This is a genomic window from Kitasatospora sp. NPDC101447, assembly GCF_044767225.1.
Taxonomy (GTDB): domain Bacteria; phylum Actinomycetota; class Actinomycetes; order Streptomycetales; family Streptomycetaceae; genus Kitasatospora.
Genome location: NZ_JBIWNL010000001.1, coordinates 115,157 through 136,691 on the forward strand (window position 1 = coordinate 115,157; position 21,535 = coordinate 136,691).

The window sequence follows — 21,535 nt, forward strand, 5'->3', positions numbered from 1 at the left end:
TCATGGGAGCCATGATGCCACCGGTTCGGGCCGGAACGGGAGGGGATTCCCGGGGCAGGACCGGCGGTCGCGCGGGTGTTCCCAAGCCCCGGGTGCCCTCCTAGCGTGGATCCGGTGATGGTCTATCTCCTGGGGGTGGAGGACCTCGCCGTCACCCGGTGCGGGTACTCCCCGTTGCACGAGACGGTGTGCAGCCTGCGACTGCGCGGCCGACCCGGCGGGTTCCCCGAGCAGCGCGGCTGGGCGGCCTCCTGGGCGCGCGACTACGCGGGCCTGGACACCGAACTGCTGGACGCCCTGGTGACGCCGAGGGGCTTCGCGCCGGACGTGCTGACCCCGCGCCCGCGCGGCTGCCGGCCCTGCATCCAGGACGAGTTGCCGCTGCTCGCCGCCGTACCGCCCGACCGGCTGCCCGCCGGCTTCCGGACGGCCTACGCGCGCGACGGGAGCCCGCTGCCGCCGGTGCTCGACCTGCTGCTCGACGATCCGTACGCGCTGCGCGGCCGGCTGGTCTCCGCGCTCGGCGAGTACTGGACGCGCTGCCTGGAGCCCGCCTGGTGGCCGCGCGCCCGGACGGTGCTGGAGGCCGACCTCGCCTACCGGGGGCGGCGGCTCGCCGAGTGCGGCCCGGTCGGGCTCTTCGCCGACCTGGATCCGGGGGTCTCCTGGGCGGACGGCGCGCTGCGGATCCGCGGCGGCGGGCGCGGGGCGCCCGCGCCGGCCCGGCGGGAGCCGGTGGCCGGGCGCGGGCTGGTGCTGATGCCCACGCTGTTCGCCGACCGTGCGCTGTGCGAGGCCGCGTCGGGCGGCGCGCCGGTGGTGGTCTACCCGGCCCGGGGCCGCGGCACCATGGCCGAGGGGACCGAGGGGGTCGAGGGGCCGGACACCGGCGCGGCGGCGGCGTCGGCCGCGCTCGCGGACCTCATCGGCGTGCCCCGCGCCCGCGTGCTCGGCCTGCTCGACACGCCGACGACCACCACCGCCCTGGCCCAGCGGCTCGGGGTCACGCCGGGCGCGGTCAGCCGCCACCTCGGGGCGCTGGCGGCGGCCGGACTGCTGGAGCGCACCCGCAGCGGCCGGGCGGTGCTCTACCGGCGCTCCCCGCTGGGTGAGTCGCTGGCGGCCGGACCTGGCCGCTTCGGTCCGGCACCGTGACCCCGTTGTGGTGTCAACTCCCTTACTGCAAGCGACAATTGACCTGTACGGTCAAAGGATTCCGATGCTGTCGGCGCCCGCCTAGGTTGGGTGCCGCTCGTCCGCGCCACCGGGCAACCGGCCCGGTCGCGGTCCCATGCATCAGGGGGAACCATGCGTATCCGCACCACTGCCGCGGTGCTGGCCTCGGCCGCCGCGCTCGCCGTGCCGCTGCTGCCCACCGCCGCCTCGGCCGCCGCTCCCGCCGCACCGGCCGACCGCCTGACGCTCGGGCAGAGCGCCGCGCGCACGCCCGAGGCGGCGCCCGCGCTCGCCAGCGGCTACATCCGCATCCACAGCCTCTACCAGGTCACCCCGGGCCAGTGTCTGGACGCGGACGCCAACGCCGGCGGCAACGGCACCAAGGTGCAGGTCTGGGGCTGCAACGGCACCACCCAGCAGGAGTGGATCTCCTGGGACGACTACAGCATCGAGAGCGTGCGCTTCCGGGGGATGTGCCTGGACGCGGACACCAACGGCGGCGGCAACAACGGCACCCGGATGCAGCTGTGGCAGTGCAACGGCAGCAGCCAGCAGAAGTGGTTCATGCGCGCCAACGACCTGGCGATCTACAACCAGCGGTTCAACAACAACCTGAACACCGTGGTGGACCGCGACACCAACGTGCGCGGGGACGGTGCCCGGGCGCAGCTGTGGGCGAAGAACTTCCAGTCCCAGCAGTGGTGGCAGATCGCCGGCGCCTGATCCCCGGGCCCGACGGCGCCTGATCCCCGCCCGGCCCACCGGTACCTGATCGCGGGCCGGAGGAACGGGCACCGTGCCGGACGAACACCGTGCCGGACGAACGGCGTGCCGGACGAACACCGTGCCGGACGAGCGGCGGGACACCGAACGGGTGTCCCGCCGCGTCGTCGATCGGCGCCGCCACGCCCGGCACGCGTGATCACCACAACACCCGCAGCCACCCCGCGCGCTGCCAGACTGGGGCCGGCAGATTCCGTCACGGAGAGAGGCCCCACCCCGCATGCCCAGCAGCGCCGCCGTCGACAACCCGTGGTTCCGCCGGTTCAACCCGTCCGACTCCGCGCCCGCCCGCGTCGTGGTCTTCCCGCACGCCGGCGGCTCGGCCAGCTACTACCTGGGGTACGCCAACGCGCTGGCACCGTACGCCGACGTGCTCGCCGTCCAGTACCCCGGCCGGCAGAACCGCTTCATGGAGCCGCCGATCAGCACCGTGGCGGGGCTCGCCGAGGAGCTGTACCGCGAGCTGCTGGACTGGACGGACCGGCCGCTCGTCTTCTTCGGCCACAGCATGGGCGCGGCCGTCGCGTTCGAGACCGCCCGGCGGTTCGAGCGCCACGGCGTGAAGGGCCCCGAGCGGCTGTTCGTCTCGGCCGGCCGCGCGCCCTCACTGCCCCGGGACAGCGAGATGTACAAGCTGCCGGACGACGAACTGCTCGCCAGGATCGTCGAACTCGGCGGCACGGACGAACGGATCCTCGACATCCCCGCGCTGCGGGAGCTGGTCCTGCCCGCCCTGCGGGCCGACTACACCGCCATCGAGACGTACCGCTGCGCCCCGGACGCGACCGTGTCGGTGCCGATCACCGGCCTGGTGGGGGAGAGCGACCCGAACGCCACGGCGGAACAGGTCGGGCAGTGGGACCGGCACACCACCGGCGGCTTCGACCTGCGGGTCTTCCCGGGCGGGCACTTCTACCTGGCCGACCGGACCCCCGAGGTCGTCCGACTGCTCGTCGCCCACCTGCGCGGCTGAGCCCGCCGGACCGGTCCGTACGGGTGACCGAAGCCGCCCGCTCGGCTACTGTGCGAGCTTGACGAGTCGTCAACGGATCACCGGGAGGCCGAGTTGCGCCGGATCGCCGTCGTCGGAGCCGGTCAGGCCGGCCTGCAGTTCGCGCTCGGGCTGGTGGCCGACGGGTACGAGGTGACGCTGGTCGCCGAGCGCACCCCGGAGCAGGTGCGCGGCGGGCGGGTGCTGTCCACGCAGGCGATGTTCGGACCGGCGCTGCGGCTGGAGGCGGCCGCCGGGCTGGACCTCTGGGCGGACCGGACGCCGGCCGTCTCCTCCGTCGACGCGGTGCTGGCGGCGCCGCCCGCCGTACGGGCGCTGGAGTTCACCATGACGCTCGACGAGCCCGCCCGGTCGGTGGACCAGCGGCTGAAGCTGGCCGGCTGGCTGGAGCTGCTGGCCGAGCGCGGCGCCCGGGTCGAGTACCGCTCGCTGGACCGGGAGGGCCTGCACGAACTGGCCCGTCGGCACGAGCTGACCGTCGTCGCGGCCGGTCGCGGCGAGCTGGCCGGGATCTTCGGCCGCGACGCCGCCCGCTCGCCCTTCGACCGGCCGCAACGGGTGCTGTCCTGCCTCTACGCGCACGGCGTCGGCGCGCCCGACCCGGCCGCCGCTCCGACCGCGCGGATGCACGCCCTGCCCGGCCTCGGCGAGCTGTACCTGCAGCCGGCGCTCACGTTCTCCGGCCCGTGCGCGATCCTGCTCTGGGAGGCGCTGCCCGGCAGCCCGCTGGACGCGTTCGGCGACGCCCCGGCGCCCGACGTCCAACTGGCCCGGATCCGCACGCTGTTGGGCGAGTACCTGCCGTGGGAGGCGGAGCTCTGGACGGAGGCCGAGCCGACCGACGGCGGGGCCGGGCTCTTCGGCGCCGTCACCCCGACGGTCCGGCGCGCGGTGGCCGAGCTGGGCTCGGGCGTGGACGCCGTGCACGTGCTGGGCCTCGGCGACGCCGTGGTGGTGAACGACCCGATCACCGGCCAGGGCGCCAACAGCGCCGCCCGCGCGGCCCAGGCCTACCGGCGGGCCGTCGTCGAGCACGGCGACGCCCCGTTCACGGCCGACTGGATGTGCCGGACCGCCGAGCGATTCTGGCAGCAACACGCCCGCCACACCGTCGACTTCACGGCCACGATGCTGACCGTGCCGGACCACGTGCAGGGCGTGTTCGCGGCCGCCGCGGCACACGAGGAGGTCGCCCGCCGGCTCGCCAACACCTACGCCGAGCCGAGCGACCACGCCGCCTGGCTGGCCACCCCCGAGCTGACCGCCGGCTACCTCGCCTCGTTCGGAGGCCCGCGGTAGGAGCCGTCCCCGGATCGCCCGCCCGACGGCCGCCGCGCCCCCGGTCCCGGCCCCCGGCCCGCGGCCCCGGCCCGGCCCCGGGGGTGCTTCCGTCCGCCGGGGACCGCCGCACTTGCCGCCGCACTTGCCGCCGGACCGCCCGTGGGACGACGCTGGAGGGAGGACGGCAACGGGTGCGGGAGGCGTCGCTCGTGGACGGACGCGAGCCCGCCGGCCGGTCCGGGCGCGGTCACCGGAGCGTGCCGCACACGGCGGACCTGCGGGTGGAGGCCTGGGCGCCGACGGCCGAGGGCTGCATCGGCGAGCTGGTGCACGCCGTCGTGGGCAGCTTCGCCGACCTGACCGGCGCGCAGGTCGTCGGCGAGCGGGCCTGCACCGTCCTCGGGGTGAGCGACGCGGACCTGCTCGCCGGGGTCCTGGAGGAGGTCATCTACCGGATGGACGCCTACGGCGAACTGCCCGTCGCGCTGGCGATCGCGCACATCGAGGGACTGGACGGCGCCCGGACGGTGGCGGTCCGCTTCCGGATGGCCGACGCCGCCACCGCCGTGCTGGTCGGCGCCGTGCCGAAGGCCGTTTCGCTGCACGACCTGGACCTGCGCGCCGGGCCGGACGGCTGGACCTGCCTGGTCACCGTGGACGTCTGAGCGGCTGAGCATCCGAGCGGCAGGACGTCCGAGCGGCAGGGCGTCCGAGCAGCCGATGCGGGCGCGCCTGAGCACCTGAGCACCGGGGTGCCGGAGCGTCCCAGAAGCGGGAGCGGGATGAGCGAGATGCAGATCGCACTGACCGAGGCCGGCCATCACCGCTGGCGGATCGAGCCGCGCCCGCCGATGCGGGTGCCCGGGGTGGTGTTCGCCTCCGAGGCGCTGCTGCCGCAGGCCGGCGGCGACAAGGCGCTGGAGCAGGTGGCGAACGTGGCGACGCTGCCCGGGATCGTCCGCGCCTCCTACGCGATGCCCGACGTGCACTGGGGCTACGGCTTCCCGATCGGCGGGGTCGCGGCCACCGACGTCGACGAGGGCGGGGTGGTCTCGCCCGGCGGGGTCGGCTTCGACATCTCCTGCGGGGTGCGGCTGCTGGCGGCCGGCGTCACCCGGGACGAGCTCGACCACGAGCGGATCCGCCGCCTGATGGACCTGCTGGACAAGACCGTCCCGCGCGGCCTCGGCCGGGGCGGCCTCTGGCAGCTCTCCGGACCGGAGGAGCTGGACGACCTGCTGCTCGGCGGCGCCCGGTACGCCGTCGAGCACGGCCACGGCGTGCCGCGCGACCTGGAGCGCTGCGAGGACCGCGGGGTGCTGGACGGCGCGGCCCCCGGCGAGGTGAGCACCCGGGCCGTCGAGCGCGGGCTGCAGCAGGTCGGCAGCCTCGGCTCGGCCAACCACTTCCTGGAGGTGCAGGCGGTCGACCGGTTGTACGACCAGGACACCGCGGCCGCCTTCGGACTGCGGCCCGGCCAGGTCTGCGTCATGATCCACTGCGGCTCGCGCGGCCTCGGCCACCAGATCTGCACCGACCACGTGCGCGCCATGGACCGCGAACTGCACCGCTACGCGATCGACCTCCCGGACCGCCAACTCGCCTGCACCCCCGTCGACTCGCCCCGCGGCCGCGCCTACCTGGGCGCGATGACCGCCGCCGCCAACTACGGCCGGGCCAACCGGCAACTGCTGTCCGAGGCGGCCCGCCGGGCCTTCGCCACCGCGCTCGGCATCGGGCTGGAGCTGGTCTACGACGTCTCGCACAACCTCGCCAAGCTGGAGACCCACGAGGTGGACGGCGTCCCCCGGAACCTGTGCGTCCACCGCAAGGGCGCCACCCGCGCGCTGCCGCCCGGCGACCCCGACCTGCCCGCCGACCTCGCCGACGCCGGGCAGCCCGTGCTGGTGCCGGGCACCATGGGCACCGCCTCGTACGTCATGGTCGGCCTGCCGGACAACGAGGCCTTCCGTTCGGCCTGCCACGGCGCCGGGCGGGTGCTCAGCCGGCACCAGGCGCTGCGCACGGTGCGCGGCGAACGGCTCAAGAGCGACCTGGAGGCGCGCGGCATCGCGGTGCGCCCCGCCTCGTGGCGGGCCCTGGCCGAGGAGACGCCCGAGGCCTACAAGGACGTCGACGCGGTGGCCGCCGTCACCGAGGCCGCCGGGCTGGCCCGGAGGGTCGCGTGCCTGGTGCCGCTGGGCGTGTGCAAGGGATGACACGGCGCGGGCCGGCCCGGAACGGGCGTCCGACCGCAGCAGGAGCCCGTCCGGAGTCGCCGCCCGTCGGCCGGTCCGGGGCCGGTCCGGGGCCGATCCGCACCCGGTTGCCCCGGCCGGGTCTCTCGACAGGCTCCGCCGCGAGCGCTTTGATGTCCGACGCACCCGTCACTGGAGGTGGGTCATGCCGGGGAACGGAGCCGGGCCGGTCATCGAACTGCGCTCGCTCACCAAGCGTTACGGCGACACCGTCGGCATCGAGCAACTGGACGTGTCGGTCGAGGCCGGCGAGGTGTTCGGCCTGCTCGGCCCCAACGGCGCCGGGAAGACCACCACCCTGCGTTGCCTGGTCGGCCTGCTCGGCCCCAGTGACGGGCAGGTGCGCGTGCTCGGCCTGGACCCGGTGGCCGACCACCGACGGGTCGCCCCCTCGATCGGCTACCTGCCCGGCGAACTGCGGCTCTACCCCGAACTCACCGGGCAGCAGACCCTCGACCTGCTCGCCGCCCTCCAGGGCGCCCCGGTGCCGCGCCGGCACGAGCTGTGCGAGCGGCTGAAGCTCTCCCGCGCCGACCTCGCGCGCCCGGTGGGGGAGTACTCGCGCGGCATGAAGCAGAAGCTCGGCCTCGTCCAGGCGCTGCAGCACCGGCCCCCGGTGGTGGTGCTGGACGAGCCGAGCGAAGGGCTCGACCCGCTGGTCCAGGAGACCTTCTACGAACTGCTCGCCGAGGAGGCCGCGGCCGGGCGGACCGTCCTGCTCTCCAGCCACGTGCTGCCCGAGGTGCAGCGCACCTGCGGGCGGGTCGCCATCGTGCGCCACGGTCGGCTGGTGACCGTCCGCTCGGTGGCCGAACTGCGCCAGGCGCGGGCCCGCAGGGTCCGGCTGGTCTTCGCCGACGACCTGGGCGCCCGGCCGCTGGGCGCCGCCGAGCGGTGGTCCCCGCGCTGGGACGGCCGGCGGGTCGAACTGCTGGTGCCGCCGGACGAGGTGGTCCGGGCCGTGCGCACCCTGCTGGCCGAACTGCCGGTCGCCGACCTGACCGTCGAGGAGGCCGGCCTGGACGAGGCCTTCCTCGACCTCTACCGCTCGGAGGACGACCGCGGCCACGATGCGGCGGGCGACGACCGCGGCCACGGTACGGCGGGCGACGACCACCGGCCGACAGCAGCGGGCGACGGCCACCGCCCGGAAACGGAGGACAAGCCGTGAACCCGGGTACCGTCAGTCGCCGCCTCCCCCTGGTCTGGCTCGCCCTGCACCGGCGGCGCCGGATGCTGCTCTCGCTGCTGTTCGGCATGGTCGTCTTCGAGACCCTGATCGTGGTGATCGCCGGGACCATCGCGCCCGGCGACCTGTTCGGCGCCGCCCGTCGCAACCCGCCCGGCGCGTTCCGGGCCTTCAGCGGTTCCAACGGCGACGTGTCCATCGCCAGCTACCCGGGCCTGCTCGGCGCCGGGCTCACCCACCCGTTCTGGATCGCCCTCCAGCTCACCGTGATCGGCTCGCTCGGCGCCGCCGCCGTCGCGGCCGACGTCGAGTCCGGCACCATCGAGCTGCTGATGACCCGCCCGGTCTCCCGGCGCCGGCTGCTCGCCGAACGGGCCGGCGCCATGGTCGCCGCCTCGGTGCTGCTCAACGCCGCCGCCACACTGACCATCGCGCTCGGGGTCGCGTTCTCCCCGAAGCTGCGCGCCGCCGTCCCGGAGGGCGCGGTGTTCACCGCCGGACTGCTCGGCTGCGCCCTCGCCTTCAGCCTGACCGGGCCGGTGCTGGCGGTGTCCGCGCTCAGCCGGCGGCGGGCGTACGTGATCGGCGCCGCGGTCGCCTTCGGCGCGGTCGGCTTCGCGCTGAACTTCGTCGCGCTGGCCTGGTCCCCGGCCCGGCCGCTGCGCTACCTCAGCCCGTTCCACTACTACGCCCCGGGCGACGTGCTCGGCCACGGCGGCGTGCCCTGGGTGTCGCTGGGCCTGCTGATCGGCGTCGGCCTGCTCGGGCTCCTGGCGGCGTTCCGGCTGCTGGAACGGCGCGACCTGGCGATCTGAGCGCGCCGGCGGCCGGTCCGCCGGGCCGACCGCCCCTGCGTGGCATGCCCGGCCGTGCCCCGTCCGGCGCACCGAGAGCACCGACCGCACCCCGACGGACCGGCCGCCGGGCGGCTCCGGCATGCTGTACCCCCGCCGACCCGGCGGCGACGATCATCCTGCACGGACGGACCGATGGACAGCAGCGACCACAGACCGGCCCCACCCCTCGGGGGACGGCGCCCGACGGCCCGACGGACGCCCTGGAGGGCGGTGGTGACCGCACTGGCGGTCGCGGCATTGGCCGGCTGGGCTGCCACCACCGCCCCGGACTGGAACGGGCCGTGCGCCCCGGGCTTCCCCGGGGTGCAGGAGCTGCAGGACGACCTCCCGTCCTTCGCCTGCTTCAGCGTGGGCGAACGGACGGCCACGGGCTACCGGTTGGACGTCCGGTACTCGGGCCAGGAGCACGACCGGGACGAGGCGATGGCCCTCGCCCGCTCCGAGGCGGGGGTGTTCTGGCAGCGCTTCCCCTACCCGGTGTCGAGCGTGCACATCGACACCACCGCGGCGTTCGGCGAGTCGGCGGTCAAGCAGGTCACCCTCGACGCGGGCGAGTTGACGTCCCGGTTCGGCCCGCAGCCGGTCGCACCGGATGCCCGCTTCCCCGAGCGACCCGTCGGGCGCACCGAGATCGTGTTGTGGTCCGCCTGCGGCCTGCTGCTCGCCGTCGCGGCGGGGCTGCTGCTCCGCCGTCCACCGCAGGGCCGTTCGCCGTGGCGCCGTCGGCCGGGTCGCTGGTCGGGAGGCCGGACGGGTGGCCGGCCGGACGGGCAGCCGGGGGCTCAGTAGGCCCGGGCCGCGGCCAGCAGGCGTTCGCGGACCAGCGCGACGTGCGGGTTGGCCGAGCCGGCCGGGCGCCGGACCAGGTAGGCGGTGTTGATCGGCGGGTCGGCCGGCTCGTGGAGCAACACCAGTGCGCCGGAAGCGAGTTCGGTCCGGCAGAGGTAGCCGGGCAGCACGCTCCAGCCCGCGCCCGCCGTCACCGCGGCGAGCACCGCCCGCAGGTCCGGCACGGTGACCGCGGCCCGGGCGTGCAGCCGCCGGTCGAAGACGTGCCGCCAGTAGCGCCGGGCGATCGGCAGGTCCTCGGCGTAGCTGAGCAGCGGCACGTCCGCCAGGGCCTCGGGCAGCTCCCGGCCGGACAGCCGCTCGGCCCACACCGGGGCGGCGACCAGCACGAACTCCTCGTCGGCCAGCGGCTCGGCGAGCAGCGTCCGGCCGCGCGGGCGACGGGTGGCGACCACCAGGTCGTGCCGCCCGGCCCGCAGTTCCTCCAGCAGCGGGTCGGTCAGCCCGCCGGTCACCCGCAGCCGGACGCCCTCGGCGACCAGCGGCGCCAGCTCCGCCAGCAGGACGGTGCCCAGGAACTCCGCCGGCCCGGCCAGGTGGACCGGCTCCGGCACGCCGCCGCCGCGCCCGTCGGCGACACCCGCCAGCCGGTCCAGCGGCTCCGCCAGGCGGGCGGCGAGGTCGTCGGCGTACGGCAGCGGGCTGACCCCGCGAGCCCGGCGCTCGAAGAGCTCCCGGCCGAGTCGCTGCTCCAGCGCGCGGATCTGCGCGGTCACCGTGGACTGGGAGAGGCCCAGCAGGTGCGCGGCCGCGGTGAAGGAGCCCGCGCGGTGCACCGCGAGGAAGGTCCGCAGTTGGTTGAGGTCCAGCGGGCCGGAGCCCGGCAGCAGCCGATCGCTCATACCGCGAGCCTACGGGATCCCGATGGCTGGGCCGCCCGTGGGAGCCATCGGAATTCCGATGCCCCGCATCGCGTGGCCCATTGGTTCCCGTGGGCTCGCCCGGTCTAGCGTCGACGACGTGAGCGCCGCGGCGGGGTCGTCGCGGCGGGGACCGCACCACCGCAGCCACTGGAGGCACCCACCATGGCCGACATCCTGTTCGTCCTGACCGGCTCGGACGTCTGGACGCTGAACGACGGCACCAAGCACCCGACCGGCTTCTGGGCGGAGGAGGCCGTCGTCCCGTACCAGGCCTTCACCGCGGCCGGCCACCGGGTCACCGTCGCCACCCCGGGCGGCGTCGTCCCGGTCGCCGACCGGGCCAGCCTGACCGACCCGGGCATCACCGGGGCGCTGGAGGCGATCGACGAGTTCCGCCAGCCGCGCGTGCTGGCCGAGGTCGACCCGGCCGACTACGACGCCGTCTTCTACCCCGGCGGCCACGGCCCGATGGAGGACCTGGCGGTCGACGCCGACTCCGGCCGGCTGCTCACCGCCGCGCTGGCCTCCGGCCGACCGCTCGGCGTGGTCTGCCACGGCCCGGCCGCGCTGCTCGCCGCCCGCACCGAGGACGGCGGCTCGCCGTTCGCCGGGTACCGGCTGACCGGCTTCACCAACGCCGAGGAGACCCAGGCCGGCCTCGCGGAGCGCGCGCCCTGGCTGCTCCAGGACCGGCTGGTCGCGCTCGGCGCGGACTTCGAGGAGGGCGAGCCCTGGGCGCCGCACTCGGTCGTCGACCGCAACCTGGTGACCGGTCAGAACCCGGCCTCCTCGGCCCTGGTGGCCGCCGGACTGCTGGACCGGCTCTCGGCGTAGCAGCGGCGCCCCGGACCGATCCGGACGGATGAGCGGTCGGCCGTACGTGCGCGTCGTACCGTGCGTACCCACCGATCGCCCGTCCGGGTGGTGTGTCCGGGACAGGCTCCGCAGACGCCGACGGGGGCGGTGGCCGCCCGCGAGCATACGGCCATGATCACGCTACGCCGTACCACCGTCGCCGCGGCCGCCGCCTGTGCCGCGCTGATCGCACCACTGCTCCCCGCCGCCGCCCAGGCCGCGCCGCTGCCCGCCGCCAAGGTCGCGGGCGGCGGCGCCGAGCACCGGGTGGACGCCTACCTGGACAGCGTCCGCAACGACCCGGAGGCGCTGCGGCGCTTCCTCTACCAGCTGCCCAAGGGCGGCGACCTGCACAACCACCTCTCCGGAGCCGTCTCCACCGAGCTGCTGATCCGGCTCGCCACCGAGGACGGGCTCTGCATCGACACCGCGACCCTCACGGCGCAGGTGGCGCCGTGTTCGGCGACCGCCCGTCCGGCCGCCGACGCGGAGTCCGACCCGGACTTCCGGCGGCAGGTGATCAGGGCCTGGTCGATGCAGGACTTCGTGCCCGGCGCCGAGTCCGGCCACGACCACTTCTTCGCCACCTTCCTGAAGTTCGGCGAGGCCAGCTGGCGCCACCCCGGCCGGATGCTCGCCGAGGTCACCGACACCATGGCGGACCAGCAGCAGAGCTACCTGGAGACCATGCTCACGCCGGCCTCGGTGAGCGGTTCGGCGCTCGCCGCCAAGGTCGGCTTCGACCCGGACTTCGCGGCGATGCGCGAGAAGCTGCTCGCCGACGGCGGCATGGCACAGGTCGTCGCCGACGCCCGCGCCGAGGCCGACCGGATGTTCGAGGAGTACGAGGACACCCAGAACTGCGACTCCGACCGGCCGGCGAAGGGCTGCTCCGTCACCGTCCGGCTCATCTCCCAGGCCGCGCGCACCTCGACGCCCGCCCGGGTGTTCACCCAGCTGATGCTCGGCATGGAACTGGCCGGTCAGGACGACCGGTTCGTCGCGGTCAACCTCGTCCAGCCGGAGGACGCCCCGGCCTCGCTGGAGAACTACGACCTGCAGATGCGGATGCTGGACTTCCTGCACCCGCTCTACCCGAAGGCCCACATCACCCTGCACGCCGGTGAGTTGGTCCCCGGCCTGGTCAAGCCCGAGGACCTGCGCTTCCACATCCGGGAGGCGGTGCTGACCGGCCACGCCGAGCGGATCGGCCACGGCGTGGACGTCGTGGACGAGGACGACTCCGCCGAGCTGCTGAACACCCTGGCCGAGCGGCACACCCTGATCGAGGTGCCGCTGACCAGCAACGAGCAGATCCTCCAGGTCTCCGGCCCGGACCACCCGTTCCCGCTCTACCGGCGGCACGTGGTGCCGACCGCCCTGGCCACCGACGACCCCGGGGTCTCGCGCGGCGACATCACCGAGGAGTACCAGAAGGCCACCACCCGCTACGCGCTGGGCTACCGGGACCTGCGGAACCTGGCCCGCACCTCGCTGGAGTACGGCTTCCTGCCCGGCCGCAGCCTCTGGCAGGACCGGGACCGCTTCGAGCCCGTGCCGGAGTGCGCGTCCGACGTGCTCGGCGGCGACCACCCGAGCGCGGGCTGCGAGGCGCTGCTGGCGGCCAGCCCCAAGGCCGAGCAGGAGTGGCAGCAGGAGTGCGGCTTCCGGGAGTTCGAGGCGGCCGTGGTGCGGCACGACATCTGACGGCCGTGGAGTGGCCGCCCGTGAACTGCCCGTCGCCGGGTGACCTCCGTCGACTGCCCGTCGCCGGGTGACCGCCGTCCGCCGGGGCGTCGCCGGACGGCGGGCCGTGTCAGCGGAGGTCGTCGGCGGTGAGGGGGTGCCCCGCCCAGATCCGGCCGGAGGCCTGTTCGGGGTACCGGACGGTTTCCGAGCGGGCGTCCAGGACCCGGGTGAGTCGCCCGTCCGGCTCGAAGGCGGGCCAGCCCGGGTCCCCGGTGGTGGCGAAGCGGACCCAGGCCCGCTGCAGCTCCTGCGAGACCCGGACGGCCTCCGGGGAGGGCGGGTCGCCCAGGAGCCGGAGTCCTGCGGGGCTGCCCAGGGTGCCGAACGCCAGCGGGACGTCCAGGGCGTGGCAGGCGCCGAACACGCCGCCCGCTGCGGGGGCGGGGAAGGTCAGTTCGAAGAGGTACGAGGTGCCGCCGGCCGCGGCGTTGGCCTCGGCGAGCCGAAGGGACGGCATCCGGAACAGCGCGTCGGAGCTCACCGTTTCGAGGAGGTCCGGGGCGGTGGCCCCCGGATACGCGGCGCGGTACTCGTCCGGTGCGGTCGGCCACGGGGCGTACAGCTCCAGGGCGAGGCGGGCCTCCTCCTCGGTGTAGCTGCCGTGTCGGCCGCTGAGGACGCTGAACAGCCGGAACTCGTCGCGGGTGTGACCGGCCAGGAGCTCGATGCCGTCCGCCCGGCCGGAGTCGAGGGCCGACCAGGGCGTGCCGCGCAGGACCTCGCCGTCGACCACCGGGATCGTGGCGATGCCGGCCTGCGCGAGCCGCCCCCAGCGGGCGAGGTGCTGCGGGAGCGCCGTGCCGAGGTCGGTGACCGCCGCGGCCAGGCGCCAGGGGTCGACCTCGGCCAGCGCGGCGGCCGTCGGGGTGGTGCCGAGCAGCTTCGCGAGCTCGGCGGTGACCTCGGCGGCCAGCGCCGGGGTGCAGAACCTGCCCGGGACACTGTGGGTGACGGCCCGTCGGAACAGGCCGCGCGCCCCGTCCACGGTCAGCAGCGCGGCGATCGAGCCGGCGCCCGCGGACTGGCCGGCGACGGTCACCCGGTCCGGGTCGCCGCCGAACCCGGCGACGTTGCGCCGCACCCACTCCAGCGCCGCGATCTGGTCGAGGAAGCCCCGGTTGGCCGGGGCCCCCTCCAGCAGTGCGAAACCCTCCGCGCCCACCCGGTAGTTGACGCTCACCACGACCAGTCCGGCGCGGGCGAGCTCGACCGGGTCGTACATCGGGTCGTTGGCCGTCCCCGAGATGTAGCCGCCGCCCGGGAGCCAGACCAGCACCGGCAGCCCCCCGCTGTCCGGGTGCGGGGTGCAGACGTTGAGCGTGAGCCAGTCGGTGCCCGTGGACGGTTCGCCCGCGGGCAGCGGACCGGACTGCGGCGGGACGGGGCCGAACTCGAAGGCCTCGCGGACGCCGTCCCAGGGCTCGGGCGGGGCGGGGGCGGCGAAGCGGAGCGGTCCGACGGGCGGCTGGGCGTACGGGATGCCGCGGAAGACCGCGAGCCCCCGGTCCAGGAAGCCACGGACGGTCCCCTCGGTGGTGCGGACGACGGGCTGCGTGAGCATGTGGACACTCCTCCCTCGGAGCGCCGTCCGCGGGGCGTCGCGGGCGGTGCTGTTCGAGATGCTGCCACCGTTCGCCGACGCGAGGGCGGCCGATCGGAGGAGTGTCCGGGCCGAATCGGGCTCCGGGGTGCCGAGTCGCGGTTCGGGACCCCGGAGCCGGGGTCGGGCCGGGACCGGGCCGGGCCGGGAGTGGGCGGTGGCGGTGGCCGGGGGCGGGGGCACGGTGGCGGGGGATGCGGGCGGGGCGGGGAGCACGGAGCGCCGGGAGCGTGGCAGGCTGACCCGGGTAGCACCGCAGCCCGCGACCAGGAGCACCACCATGGACCGACCCGCCACCTTCCGCCTCGACGCCACCGACTTCGGACACCCGGCGGGCATCCTGGCCGCCGCCGAGCGGGCCGAACGCCGGGGCATGGACCGGCTGGTGGTCGCCGAGACCGCGTACGACCCGTTCCTCCAGCTCGCCCGCGCCGCCGACCGGACCACGTCGATCGAACTCGCCACCGGCATCGCGGTGGCCTTCGCCCGCACCCCGATGACCCTGGCCTACCAGGCCTGGGGGCTGCACGCGGCATCCGGCGGACGGGCCGTCATCGGGCTGGGCTCGCAGGTCAAGCCGCACATCGAGAAGCGCTTCGGGATGCCCTGGGACCGTCCGGCCGCCCGGATGCGCGAGTACGTGCACGCGGTGCGGGCGATCTGGCACAGCTGGCAGACCGGTGAACGGCTGCGCTTCCGGGGCGAGTTCTACACCCACACGGTGATGACGCCGGTCTTCTCGCCGGACCCGGTCCCGGCCGGCGTGCCGCGGATCCTGCTGGCGGGCGTCGGACCGCTGATGACCCGCACCGCCGGGGCGGTGGCGGACGGCTTCCTGAGCCACCCGTTCTCCTCCACCGCGTACCTGGCCGAGCAGGTGCTGCCCGGGCTGACCGAGGAGCGGGCGCGGGCCGAGGCGGAGGGCGCGGTGTGGACGCAGCGCCCGTTCGAGGTCGTCGGCAACGTGCTCACCGCGACCGGCCGCACCGAGGAGGAGCTGGCGGCCAACCGGGCCGCGACCCGCGAGCGGCTCGCCTTCTACGCCTCCACGCCCGCCTACCGTCCGGTGCTGGCGCAGCACGGCTGGGAGGGCCTGCAGGAGGAACTGCACGCCCACTCGGTGCGCGGGCGCTGGGCGGAGATGGCCGCGCTGGTCGACGACGAGGTGTTCGACACCTTCGCGGTGTCCGGGCCGGTCGAGGAGGTCGCCCGGGAGATCCGCCGCCGGTACGCGGGCCTGGTCACCCGGCTCTCGGTCAGCCAGCCCGAGAGCGCCGACCCGGAGCTGGGCCTGGACGTCCTGGCGGCGGTGCGCGCCCTGGACTGACGCGCGTGGTGGGGCCGCCCGTCGCCGTCTCGCCGTCCTGCGGTTCCTTGCCGTCTCGCCGTCTCGCCGTCCCTTGCCGCCTCGCGGTCCGTCCCTTTGCCGGCCCGGCTGGTCCCCGGCGGACTCCGCCCGCGGCCGAACGGAAACAGGTGCACCGCGAACGCAATCGGCCGTCGATTGGGCAGTAGGCGATCAAGTCCGGGCAGAATCGTGCAGCGGGTTTCCGGTGGTGAGGGCGGGAGGCAGGATCGCGATGGCAGGCCGGACCGTGCGATGGGGCGTGGAGTTCCCGGCCTGTCATGTCTTGGCCATCCGTTCCCCGGCCAGCCGCTGCCGATCGTGGGGGTGCCCGCGTGTCCTTGTCCGACGACCGCCCGGCCGACTACGACCTGGCGGACTGCTGGGACCCCGTCGAGGCCGACGAGGCCGACGAGTTGGCCGACCCGGACGAGTTCCTGCGCGTCTGCGCCGAGCTGACCGGCTTCGACGTGCCCGAGCTGCGCGCCACCGGCATGGTGGACGAGCACCACCGCACCGTGCTGGCCCACCGGGTCCGCGACGAGCACGCCCTCGTCCACCTCTGGTACGTCGGCGCCTGGCCCGGCGAGGCGCCCAGCTCCACCCGCGCCCACGACCAGGGCCTGGTCTGGCGGACCTTCCGGGCCACCCCGCCCGGCGCCGCCGCGCCCGGGCACGGCAGCTGGGCCGAGGCACCCCCGGGCGGGACACCCGCGATCGAGCCCTCCCCGGCCGGGACACCCCGGGCCGGGACACCCCGCCCTGAGGCGCCCCGAGGCGGCGACGGCCGATGAGCGTGCGCTGGGACGCCGTCGTGGTCGGCGCGGGCTTCGCCGGCTCACTGGTCGCCCACCGGCTCGGCGCGCAGGGCCGGCGGGTGCTCGTCCTGGAGGCCGGCCGGGCCGCGCCCACCGGCGCCGAGGCCTCCGCCGCCCACCGCGCGGCCGGGGGCGGGCCGCCCACCTCGCCCTACCCGCACAGCCCCGAGGCGCCGTCACCGGATGTCACCGACCTCACCGGACTGCCGGGCGGCGGCTTCACCGCCACCGGCCACCTCCGCCAGTACGGGCCGCTGCCCTACGCCAGCGGCTACCTGCGCGCCAACGGCGGCACCGGCCTGCTCTGGACCGGACTCACCCCGCGCATGCACCCCGAGGACTTCCGCACCGGCGACCTCGGGCACGGCCGCAACTGGCCGATCGGCTACCACGACCTGGAGCCGCACTACCGCGACGCCGAGCGCGAACTCGGCGTCGCCGCCGACGCCGAGGAGCAGCGCAGGGCCGTCGGACTGCCCATCCCGGACGACTACGCCTTCCCGATGCGCGCCATCCCCGCCAGCTTCCTCGACCGGCAGCTGGCCGACGCCCTCGACGGCCGCACCGTCCGCGACCCGGCCGTGCCCGGCCCCGCCCGACTCGCCGTCACCGCGACCCCGCACGCCCGCAACGGGACGCCGACCCGCCCCGGCACCGCGCAGGGACCGCTCTGCGCGGGCAGCGCCGGCTGCGTCCCGGCCTGCCCGACCGGTGCCAAGTACACCCCGCTGCGCACCCAGGCCCGCTGGGCTGCCGGGGTCGAGCTGCGCACCGGGGCCGTCGTCAGCCGGGTGCTCGCCGACCCGCGGACCGGCCGGGCCACGGCCGTCGAGTACCGCTCCGGCGGCGCCACCCACCGGGTGGAGGCGCACCTGGTGGTGCTCGCCGCGCACGCGATCGAGAACGCCCGGCTGCTGCTCCTCTCCGGTCTGGCCAACGGCAGCGACCAGGTCGGGCGCAACCTCATGGACCACCCGGCCCTGCTGACCTGGGGCCTGATGCCCCGCCCGGTCGGCCCCTTCCGGGGGCCGGGTTCCACCAGCGGCCTGGAGGCCTTCCGCTTCGGCCCGGGCCGCGGCCACCGGGCTCCGTTCCGGATCGAGATCGGCAACTGGGGCTGGTCCTGGGCCGGCCGGGCGCCGGAGGCGGAGGCCGCCGCGCTGCTCGCCACCGGACTGCGCGGCAAGGAGCTGCGCGAGCGCCTCGGTGACCGCCTGGGCCGTCAGTTCTCGCTCCAGTTCGAGCTGGAGCAGCCCGCCGACCCGGCCAACCGGGTCACCCTCGACCCGGAGCGGCGCGACCCGCTCGGTCTCCCCGCCCCGGCGATCCGCTACGACCTCTCCGACTACGTCCGCGAGGGCATGGCCTCCGCCCGGGCCGTCTCGGACCAGCTCTTCGCCCTGCTGGGCGCCGAGGACCACACCGCCTATCCGGCGGACTCCTGGCCCGGCCGGCTAGAACACCGGGGAGCCGTCCACGGCTACCGCGGCGCGGGCCACGCCGGCGGCACCCACGTCATGGGCGACTCGCCCGCCACCTCCGTGGTCGACCACTGGCAGCGCTGCTGGGAGCACCCCAACCTGTACGCCGTCGGCTGCGGCTCGATGCCCTCCCTCGGCACCTCCAACCCCTCGCTCACCATGGCCGCGCTCGCACTGCGCAGCGCCGAGCGGATGCACCGGGACCTCCTGGAACTGCACCGACCCGCCCAGGTGACGTCCCCGGCCCCCTCCTCCCGTACTCCCGAACCTCCTTCGTCCTCGGAGTCCACATGACCGGCCTGCCGCTGCCGCCCGTCCCGGAGCCCTACCACCTGCCGTTCCACTACGGTGCGCTGCACAACATCGGCGTCGACTACCTGGTCGATCGCGAGCGGGCGCGCGAACTGCTCGGCAAGCGCCACCCCGGGCTGAACGCCGCCTCCTTCGACGGCGGGGCCTGCGTGTCGCTCAACTACCAGCTCTACTTCGCCCAGTACCCGAACGGCGGCGGCATCACCCAGGAGCTGGAGATCAACCTGATCGCCCACCCGGTGTTCGCCGAGGACCGGATCCCGGTGGTCGACTACGGCCAGTACGCCCGGGGTCACGACCAGACCAAACTGCTCGGCATCGCCCGGCTGCACGTGCTCTGCGACAACCCGCTCGCCATCGACGCCGGACGCCGGCTCTACGCCGAGCCCAAGTACCCGGGCTGGTTCGAGACCACGCTGCCCTCCCTCAACGCGCCCGCCGTGCGCGAACGCTGGTCCGTCACCTGCCGCCGCGCCACCCTCGGTCCGGACGGTCTGGACCGCCACGACGAGGAACTCCTCACCCTGGACGTGAACCTGGTCGGCCTCACCCCCGAGGCGGTCAACAACACCCCGATCACCGGCTACGGCACGGACGACGAGGGCAAGCTGCTCGCCGGTCCGCTCAACGTGTACCAGCCGTACCGCTACTACGCCCTGGACGACCGCACCGCCGAGCGCGTCCGGCTCGACCTCGGGAACCCCGCCGAGGAGTCCGCCCGCGACCTCGCCCACCTGATCGCCGACGCCCCGGCCGCCGGGGTCTGGACCTACCAGTCCCCGCCGGTGGCCGCCCACAACCGGGCCTACTACGTCCGATGACGGCCGGCCGCATCACCGCCGGCCGTCTCACCGCCGGCAGCACCGCCGTCCGCCGGGACATCGCCCACGGCCGGGTCTGGACGGCCATGCCGTACACCGTCCTCGCGGACGACGGGGCCACCCTGACCCTGACCGCCCGCCCCGGCACCGCGATGCTGGCCCCCCGGAGCTGGACCGCCTCGCTGCGCGCCGGCGACGACGCGGCCCGCAAGCTCGGCATCGAGGACCTCGCCGCCGGCCACTGGGAACTCGACCACTGGGTCTGGCGCGACACCGTGGTCCTCAGCCGTTTCACGGCCGGGGACCACTACAGCGTGCACCGCTTCCTGACCCCCGAGGGCCGACCGCTGCACTGGTACGTCAACTTCGAGCGCCCGTACCGGCGGACGGCCATCGGGATCGACACCCTCGACCTCTTCCTCGACCTGGTGATCACCCCCGATCTGTCGACGTACGCCTGGAAGGACGAGGACGAGTACGCCCAGGCCCGACGCCTCGGCCTGATCGACACGGTCACCCACCGGGAGCTGGAACGCGCCCGTGAGCTGGCCCTCGCTCAAGCCCTGGAGCACAGCGGGCCGTTCGCCCCCGACTCGGACACCTGGACGCTGCCGCCCCCGGGCCCGCTGCCCGTCCTGCCGACCGCCGCGCTCAGCACCCCCACCGGGTGAGCCCGGGGCCGGCCGGCCTGCTAGGGTCACGCCTCGACATGGACGACACTGACCGGATGGACGACGTCGAGGCGCTGCGCCACCTGCACGACGGCGGGGACTACCGCCGGCTGGCGGAACGGACCTCGAACCCGGAGGTGCTGCGCGAACTGGCCGTCCGAGCCGAGTTGCCGTTCGTCTGGCACGCGATAGCGCGGAACGCCGCCACGCCCGCCGAGGTGCTGGTCGCGCTCTCCACCCGGCGCCACACGACCAGCAACGACAACTGCCTGCTCCAGCTGGTCGCCGCCCACCCCGCCCTCACCGGCCCGGACCTGGACGGCCTGGTGGACGTGCTGGCCGTCCGGCTGAGGGAGGGCGACCGCCCGTACGCGGCGGTGCTGGAACTGGCCCGGCGGCCGGAGCCGGCAGTCGAGCGGCTCAACTGGCTGGGACATCTGCCGGGGGCCTCGACCTCGCTGCGCCGGGGCATCACCCGGGCGCTGGCGACGCGCCCCGACCGGTGAGCGCGGCCGGATCGGTCGGCGTCGCCGGTTCGTGCCCGCCGAGCCGGTCCGGGCCTGCTTCAGTTGCCTCCGGGTCGGCCGTCGGCTTGGCCGCAGGGGGGTCTGCCGCCGTGGCAGTCGCCCTGGACCACCGTCCGGCCAGCACCGTGCCGACGACCAGCTGGAGCTGGTGGTAGAGCATCAGCGGCAGCACCAGCAGCCCCGCCTCCGGCCCGAACAGGACGGTGGCCATCGGCAGGCCGTTGGCCAGGCTCTTCTGCGATCCGCACAGCACCGCCGCGATCCGGGCCGGTCCGTCGAGCCCCAGCAGTCGCGCCCCGGCCCCGGTGGCGGCCAGGGCAGCGGCGAGCAGGGCGAGGAGCACCGCGAGCAGCCCGAGCAGGGCGGTCGGCGTGGCCAGGCCCCACATGCCCTGGGCCACCGCCGCGCTGAACGCCGTGTAGACCACCAGCAGGATCGAACCGCGATCCACCGGCGTCAGCACCCGTTTGTGACGGGCCAGGAGACCGCCGATCCACGGCCGCAGCAGCTGCCCCAGCAGGAACGGCGCGAGGAGTTGCAGCCCGATCCGCAGCAGCCCTTCGGCGGACAGCTCGGTGTGCGAGCCCAACAGCCAGGCCGCCAGCAGCGGGGTGAGGACCAGCCCCGCCATGCTGGAGTAGGTGCCCGCGCAGATCGCCGCCGGGACGTTGCCCCCGGCGGCGCCGGTGAGCGCCACTGAGGACTGCACCGTGGAGGGGACCAGACAGAGGAACAGCACCCCGGTCTGCAACGGCCCGGTCAGCGGAGCCGGCGTGAGCAGCGCGGTGGCCGCCCCGAGCAGCGGGAAGAGGCCGAAGGTCGTGGCGAGCACCAGTCCGTGCAGCCGCAGGTGCCGCAGCCCGGCCAGCGTCTCGCGGGTGGACAGTCGGGCGCCGTAGAGGAAGAACAGCAGCGCCACCGCGAGGTCGCAGGCGGCCTCGGCGACCCGGGCCGCTCCGCCCGAGGCCGGGACCAGTGCGGCCAGGCCGACCGTCCCGGCCAACGCGACCACGTACGGATCGAGCCACCGCGGCCGCAGCCCGTGCAGGCGGTGCAGCAGGGCCCGGTGCGGTGGCCGTGGCGGGCGC

The 21,535-nt window shown here is 75.3% G+C and carries 20 protein-coding genes; 17 read left to right on the forward strand and 3 right to left on the reverse strand.

Annotation, left to right across the window (positions count from 1 at the left end):
* Positions 1-117: 117 nt before the first annotated feature.
* The 9 genes from ACIRST_RS00520 to ACIRST_RS00560 all read left to right on the forward strand — a co-directional run bounded on the left by ACIRST_RS00520 (position 118) and on the right by ACIRST_RS00560 (position 9,345).
* Positions 118-1,155: a helix-turn-helix domain-containing protein gene (locus ACIRST_RS00520; protein WP_402799369.1), complete on the forward strand. Its 1,038-nt coding sequence runs from the start codon at positions 118-120 to the stop codon at positions 1,153-1,155.
* A gap of 153 nt (positions 1,156-1,308) precedes the next feature.
* Positions 1,309-1,899 (forward strand): ricin-type beta-trefoil lectin domain protein, encoded by a 591-nt coding sequence (locus tag ACIRST_RS00525; RefSeq protein ID WP_402798737.1) that lies wholly within the window; start codon positions 1,309-1,311, stop codon positions 1,897-1,899.
* Between the two features lie 280 nt (positions 1,900-2,179).
* Positions 2,180-2,932: an alpha/beta fold hydrolase gene (locus ACIRST_RS00530; protein WP_350520269.1), complete on the forward strand. Its 753-nt coding sequence runs from the start codon at positions 2,180-2,182 to the stop codon at positions 2,930-2,932.
* Positions 2,933-3,025: 93 nt separating this feature from the next.
* On the forward strand, positions 3,026-4,270 hold the full coding sequence (locus tag ACIRST_RS00535) for a styrene monooxygenase/indole monooxygenase family protein (RefSeq protein WP_402798738.1): 1,245 nt from the start codon (positions 3,026-3,028) through the stop codon (positions 4,268-4,270).
* 239 nt (positions 4,271-4,509) lie between these two features.
* Positions 4,510-4,917 (forward strand): archease, encoded by a 408-nt coding sequence (locus tag ACIRST_RS00540; protein WP_402798740.1) that lies wholly within the window; start codon positions 4,510-4,512, stop codon positions 4,915-4,917.
* Between the two features lie 117 nt (positions 4,918-5,034).
* On the forward strand, positions 5,035-6,471 hold the full coding sequence (locus tag ACIRST_RS00545; RefSeq protein WP_396546596.1) for an RtcB family protein: 1,437 nt from the start codon (positions 5,035-5,037) through the stop codon (positions 6,469-6,471).
* A 184-nt stretch (positions 6,472-6,655) separates the two neighbouring features.
* Positions 6,656-7,681, forward strand: coding sequence for an ABC transporter ATP-binding protein (locus ACIRST_RS00550; RefSeq protein WP_402798741.1), 1,026 nt, complete (start codon positions 6,656-6,658; stop codon positions 7,679-7,681).
* Positions 7,678-8,514, forward strand: a complete 837-nt coding sequence (locus ACIRST_RS00555; protein WP_350520264.1) for an ABC transporter permease subunit — start codon at positions 7,678-7,680, stop codon at positions 8,512-8,514. The genes ACIRST_RS00550 and ACIRST_RS00555 overlap by 4 nt, the downstream gene beginning before the upstream one ends.
* Before the next feature lie 255 nt (positions 8,515-8,769).
* Positions 8,770-9,345, forward strand: a complete 576-nt coding sequence (locus ACIRST_RS00560; RefSeq protein ID WP_402798743.1) for a hypothetical protein — start codon at positions 8,770-8,772, stop codon at positions 9,343-9,345.
* Here ACIRST_RS00560 and ACIRST_RS00565 read toward each other — a convergent pair.
* Positions 9,339-10,247, reverse strand: coding sequence for a LysR family transcriptional regulator (locus tag ACIRST_RS00565; RefSeq protein WP_402798744.1), 909 nt, complete (start codon positions 10,245-10,247; stop codon positions 9,339-9,341). The genes ACIRST_RS00560 and ACIRST_RS00565 overlap by 7 nt on opposite strands.
* A gap of 183 nt (positions 10,248-10,430) precedes the next feature.
* Between ACIRST_RS00565 and ACIRST_RS00570 the strand changes: the two genes are divergently transcribed.
* Complete coding sequence (locus ACIRST_RS00570) at positions 10,431-11,102, forward strand: type 1 glutamine amidotransferase domain-containing protein (protein WP_402798746.1); 672 nt, start codon at positions 10,431-10,433, stop codon at positions 11,100-11,102.
* Between the two features lie 153 nt (positions 11,103-11,255).
* On the forward strand, positions 11,256-12,830 hold the full coding sequence (locus tag ACIRST_RS00575) for an adenosine deaminase (protein ID WP_402798747.1): 1,575 nt from the start codon (positions 11,256-11,258) through the stop codon (positions 12,828-12,830).
* A gap of 109 nt (positions 12,831-12,939) precedes the next feature.
* Here the strand turns inward: ACIRST_RS00575 and ACIRST_RS00580 are convergent, their stop codons facing one another.
* Complete coding sequence (locus tag ACIRST_RS00580) at positions 12,940-14,433, reverse strand: carboxylesterase/lipase family protein (RefSeq protein ID WP_402798749.1); 1,494 nt, start codon at positions 14,431-14,433, stop codon at positions 12,940-12,942.
* A gap of 319 nt (positions 14,434-14,752) precedes the next feature.
* On the opposite strand from ACIRST_RS00580, the gene ACIRST_RS00585 reads away from it, so the two are divergent.
* The 6 genes from ACIRST_RS00585 to ACIRST_RS00610 all read left to right on the forward strand — a co-directional run bounded on the left by ACIRST_RS00585 (position 14,753) and on the right by ACIRST_RS00610 (position 20,426).
* On the forward strand, positions 14,753-15,799 hold the full coding sequence (locus tag ACIRST_RS00585) for a TIGR03617 family F420-dependent LLM class oxidoreductase (protein ID WP_402798752.1): 1,047 nt from the start codon (positions 14,753-14,755) through the stop codon (positions 15,797-15,799).
* A gap of 353 nt (positions 15,800-16,152) precedes the next feature.
* Positions 16,153-16,611, forward strand: coding sequence for a hypothetical protein (locus ACIRST_RS00590; RefSeq protein ID WP_402798753.1), 459 nt, complete (start codon positions 16,153-16,155; stop codon positions 16,609-16,611).
* Entirely contained in the window at positions 16,608-18,410 is a 1,803-nt protein-coding gene (locus ACIRST_RS00595; protein ID WP_402798755.1) for a GMC family oxidoreductase, read from the forward strand. Before ACIRST_RS00590 ends, ACIRST_RS00595 begins: the two co-directional genes overlap by 4 nt.
* On the forward strand, positions 18,407-19,249 hold the full coding sequence (locus ACIRST_RS00600; RefSeq protein WP_402798757.1) for a hypothetical protein: 843 nt from the start codon (positions 18,407-18,409) through the stop codon (positions 19,247-19,249). The genes ACIRST_RS00595 and ACIRST_RS00600 overlap by 4 nt, the downstream gene beginning before the upstream one ends.
* A complete protein-coding gene (locus ACIRST_RS00605) occupies positions 19,246-19,920 on the forward strand; it encodes a DUF402 domain-containing protein (protein ID WP_402798758.1) in 675 nt (224 codons plus the stop codon). The genes ACIRST_RS00600 and ACIRST_RS00605 overlap by 4 nt, the downstream gene beginning before the upstream one ends.
* Before the next feature lie 38 nt (positions 19,921-19,958).
* Positions 19,959-20,426: a hypothetical protein gene (locus tag ACIRST_RS00610; RefSeq protein ID WP_402798760.1), complete on the forward strand. Its 468-nt coding sequence runs from the start codon at positions 19,959-19,961 to the stop codon at positions 20,424-20,426.
* On the opposite strand, the gene ACIRST_RS00615 is transcribed toward ACIRST_RS00610, so the two are convergent.
* Entirely contained in the window at positions 20,392-21,504 is a 1,113-nt protein-coding gene (locus ACIRST_RS00615; protein WP_402799371.1) for a bile acid:sodium symporter family protein, read from the reverse strand. The two genes, ACIRST_RS00610 and ACIRST_RS00615, sit on opposite strands and share 35 nt — an antisense overlap.
* Between the last annotated feature and the right edge of the window lie 31 nt (positions 21,505-21,535).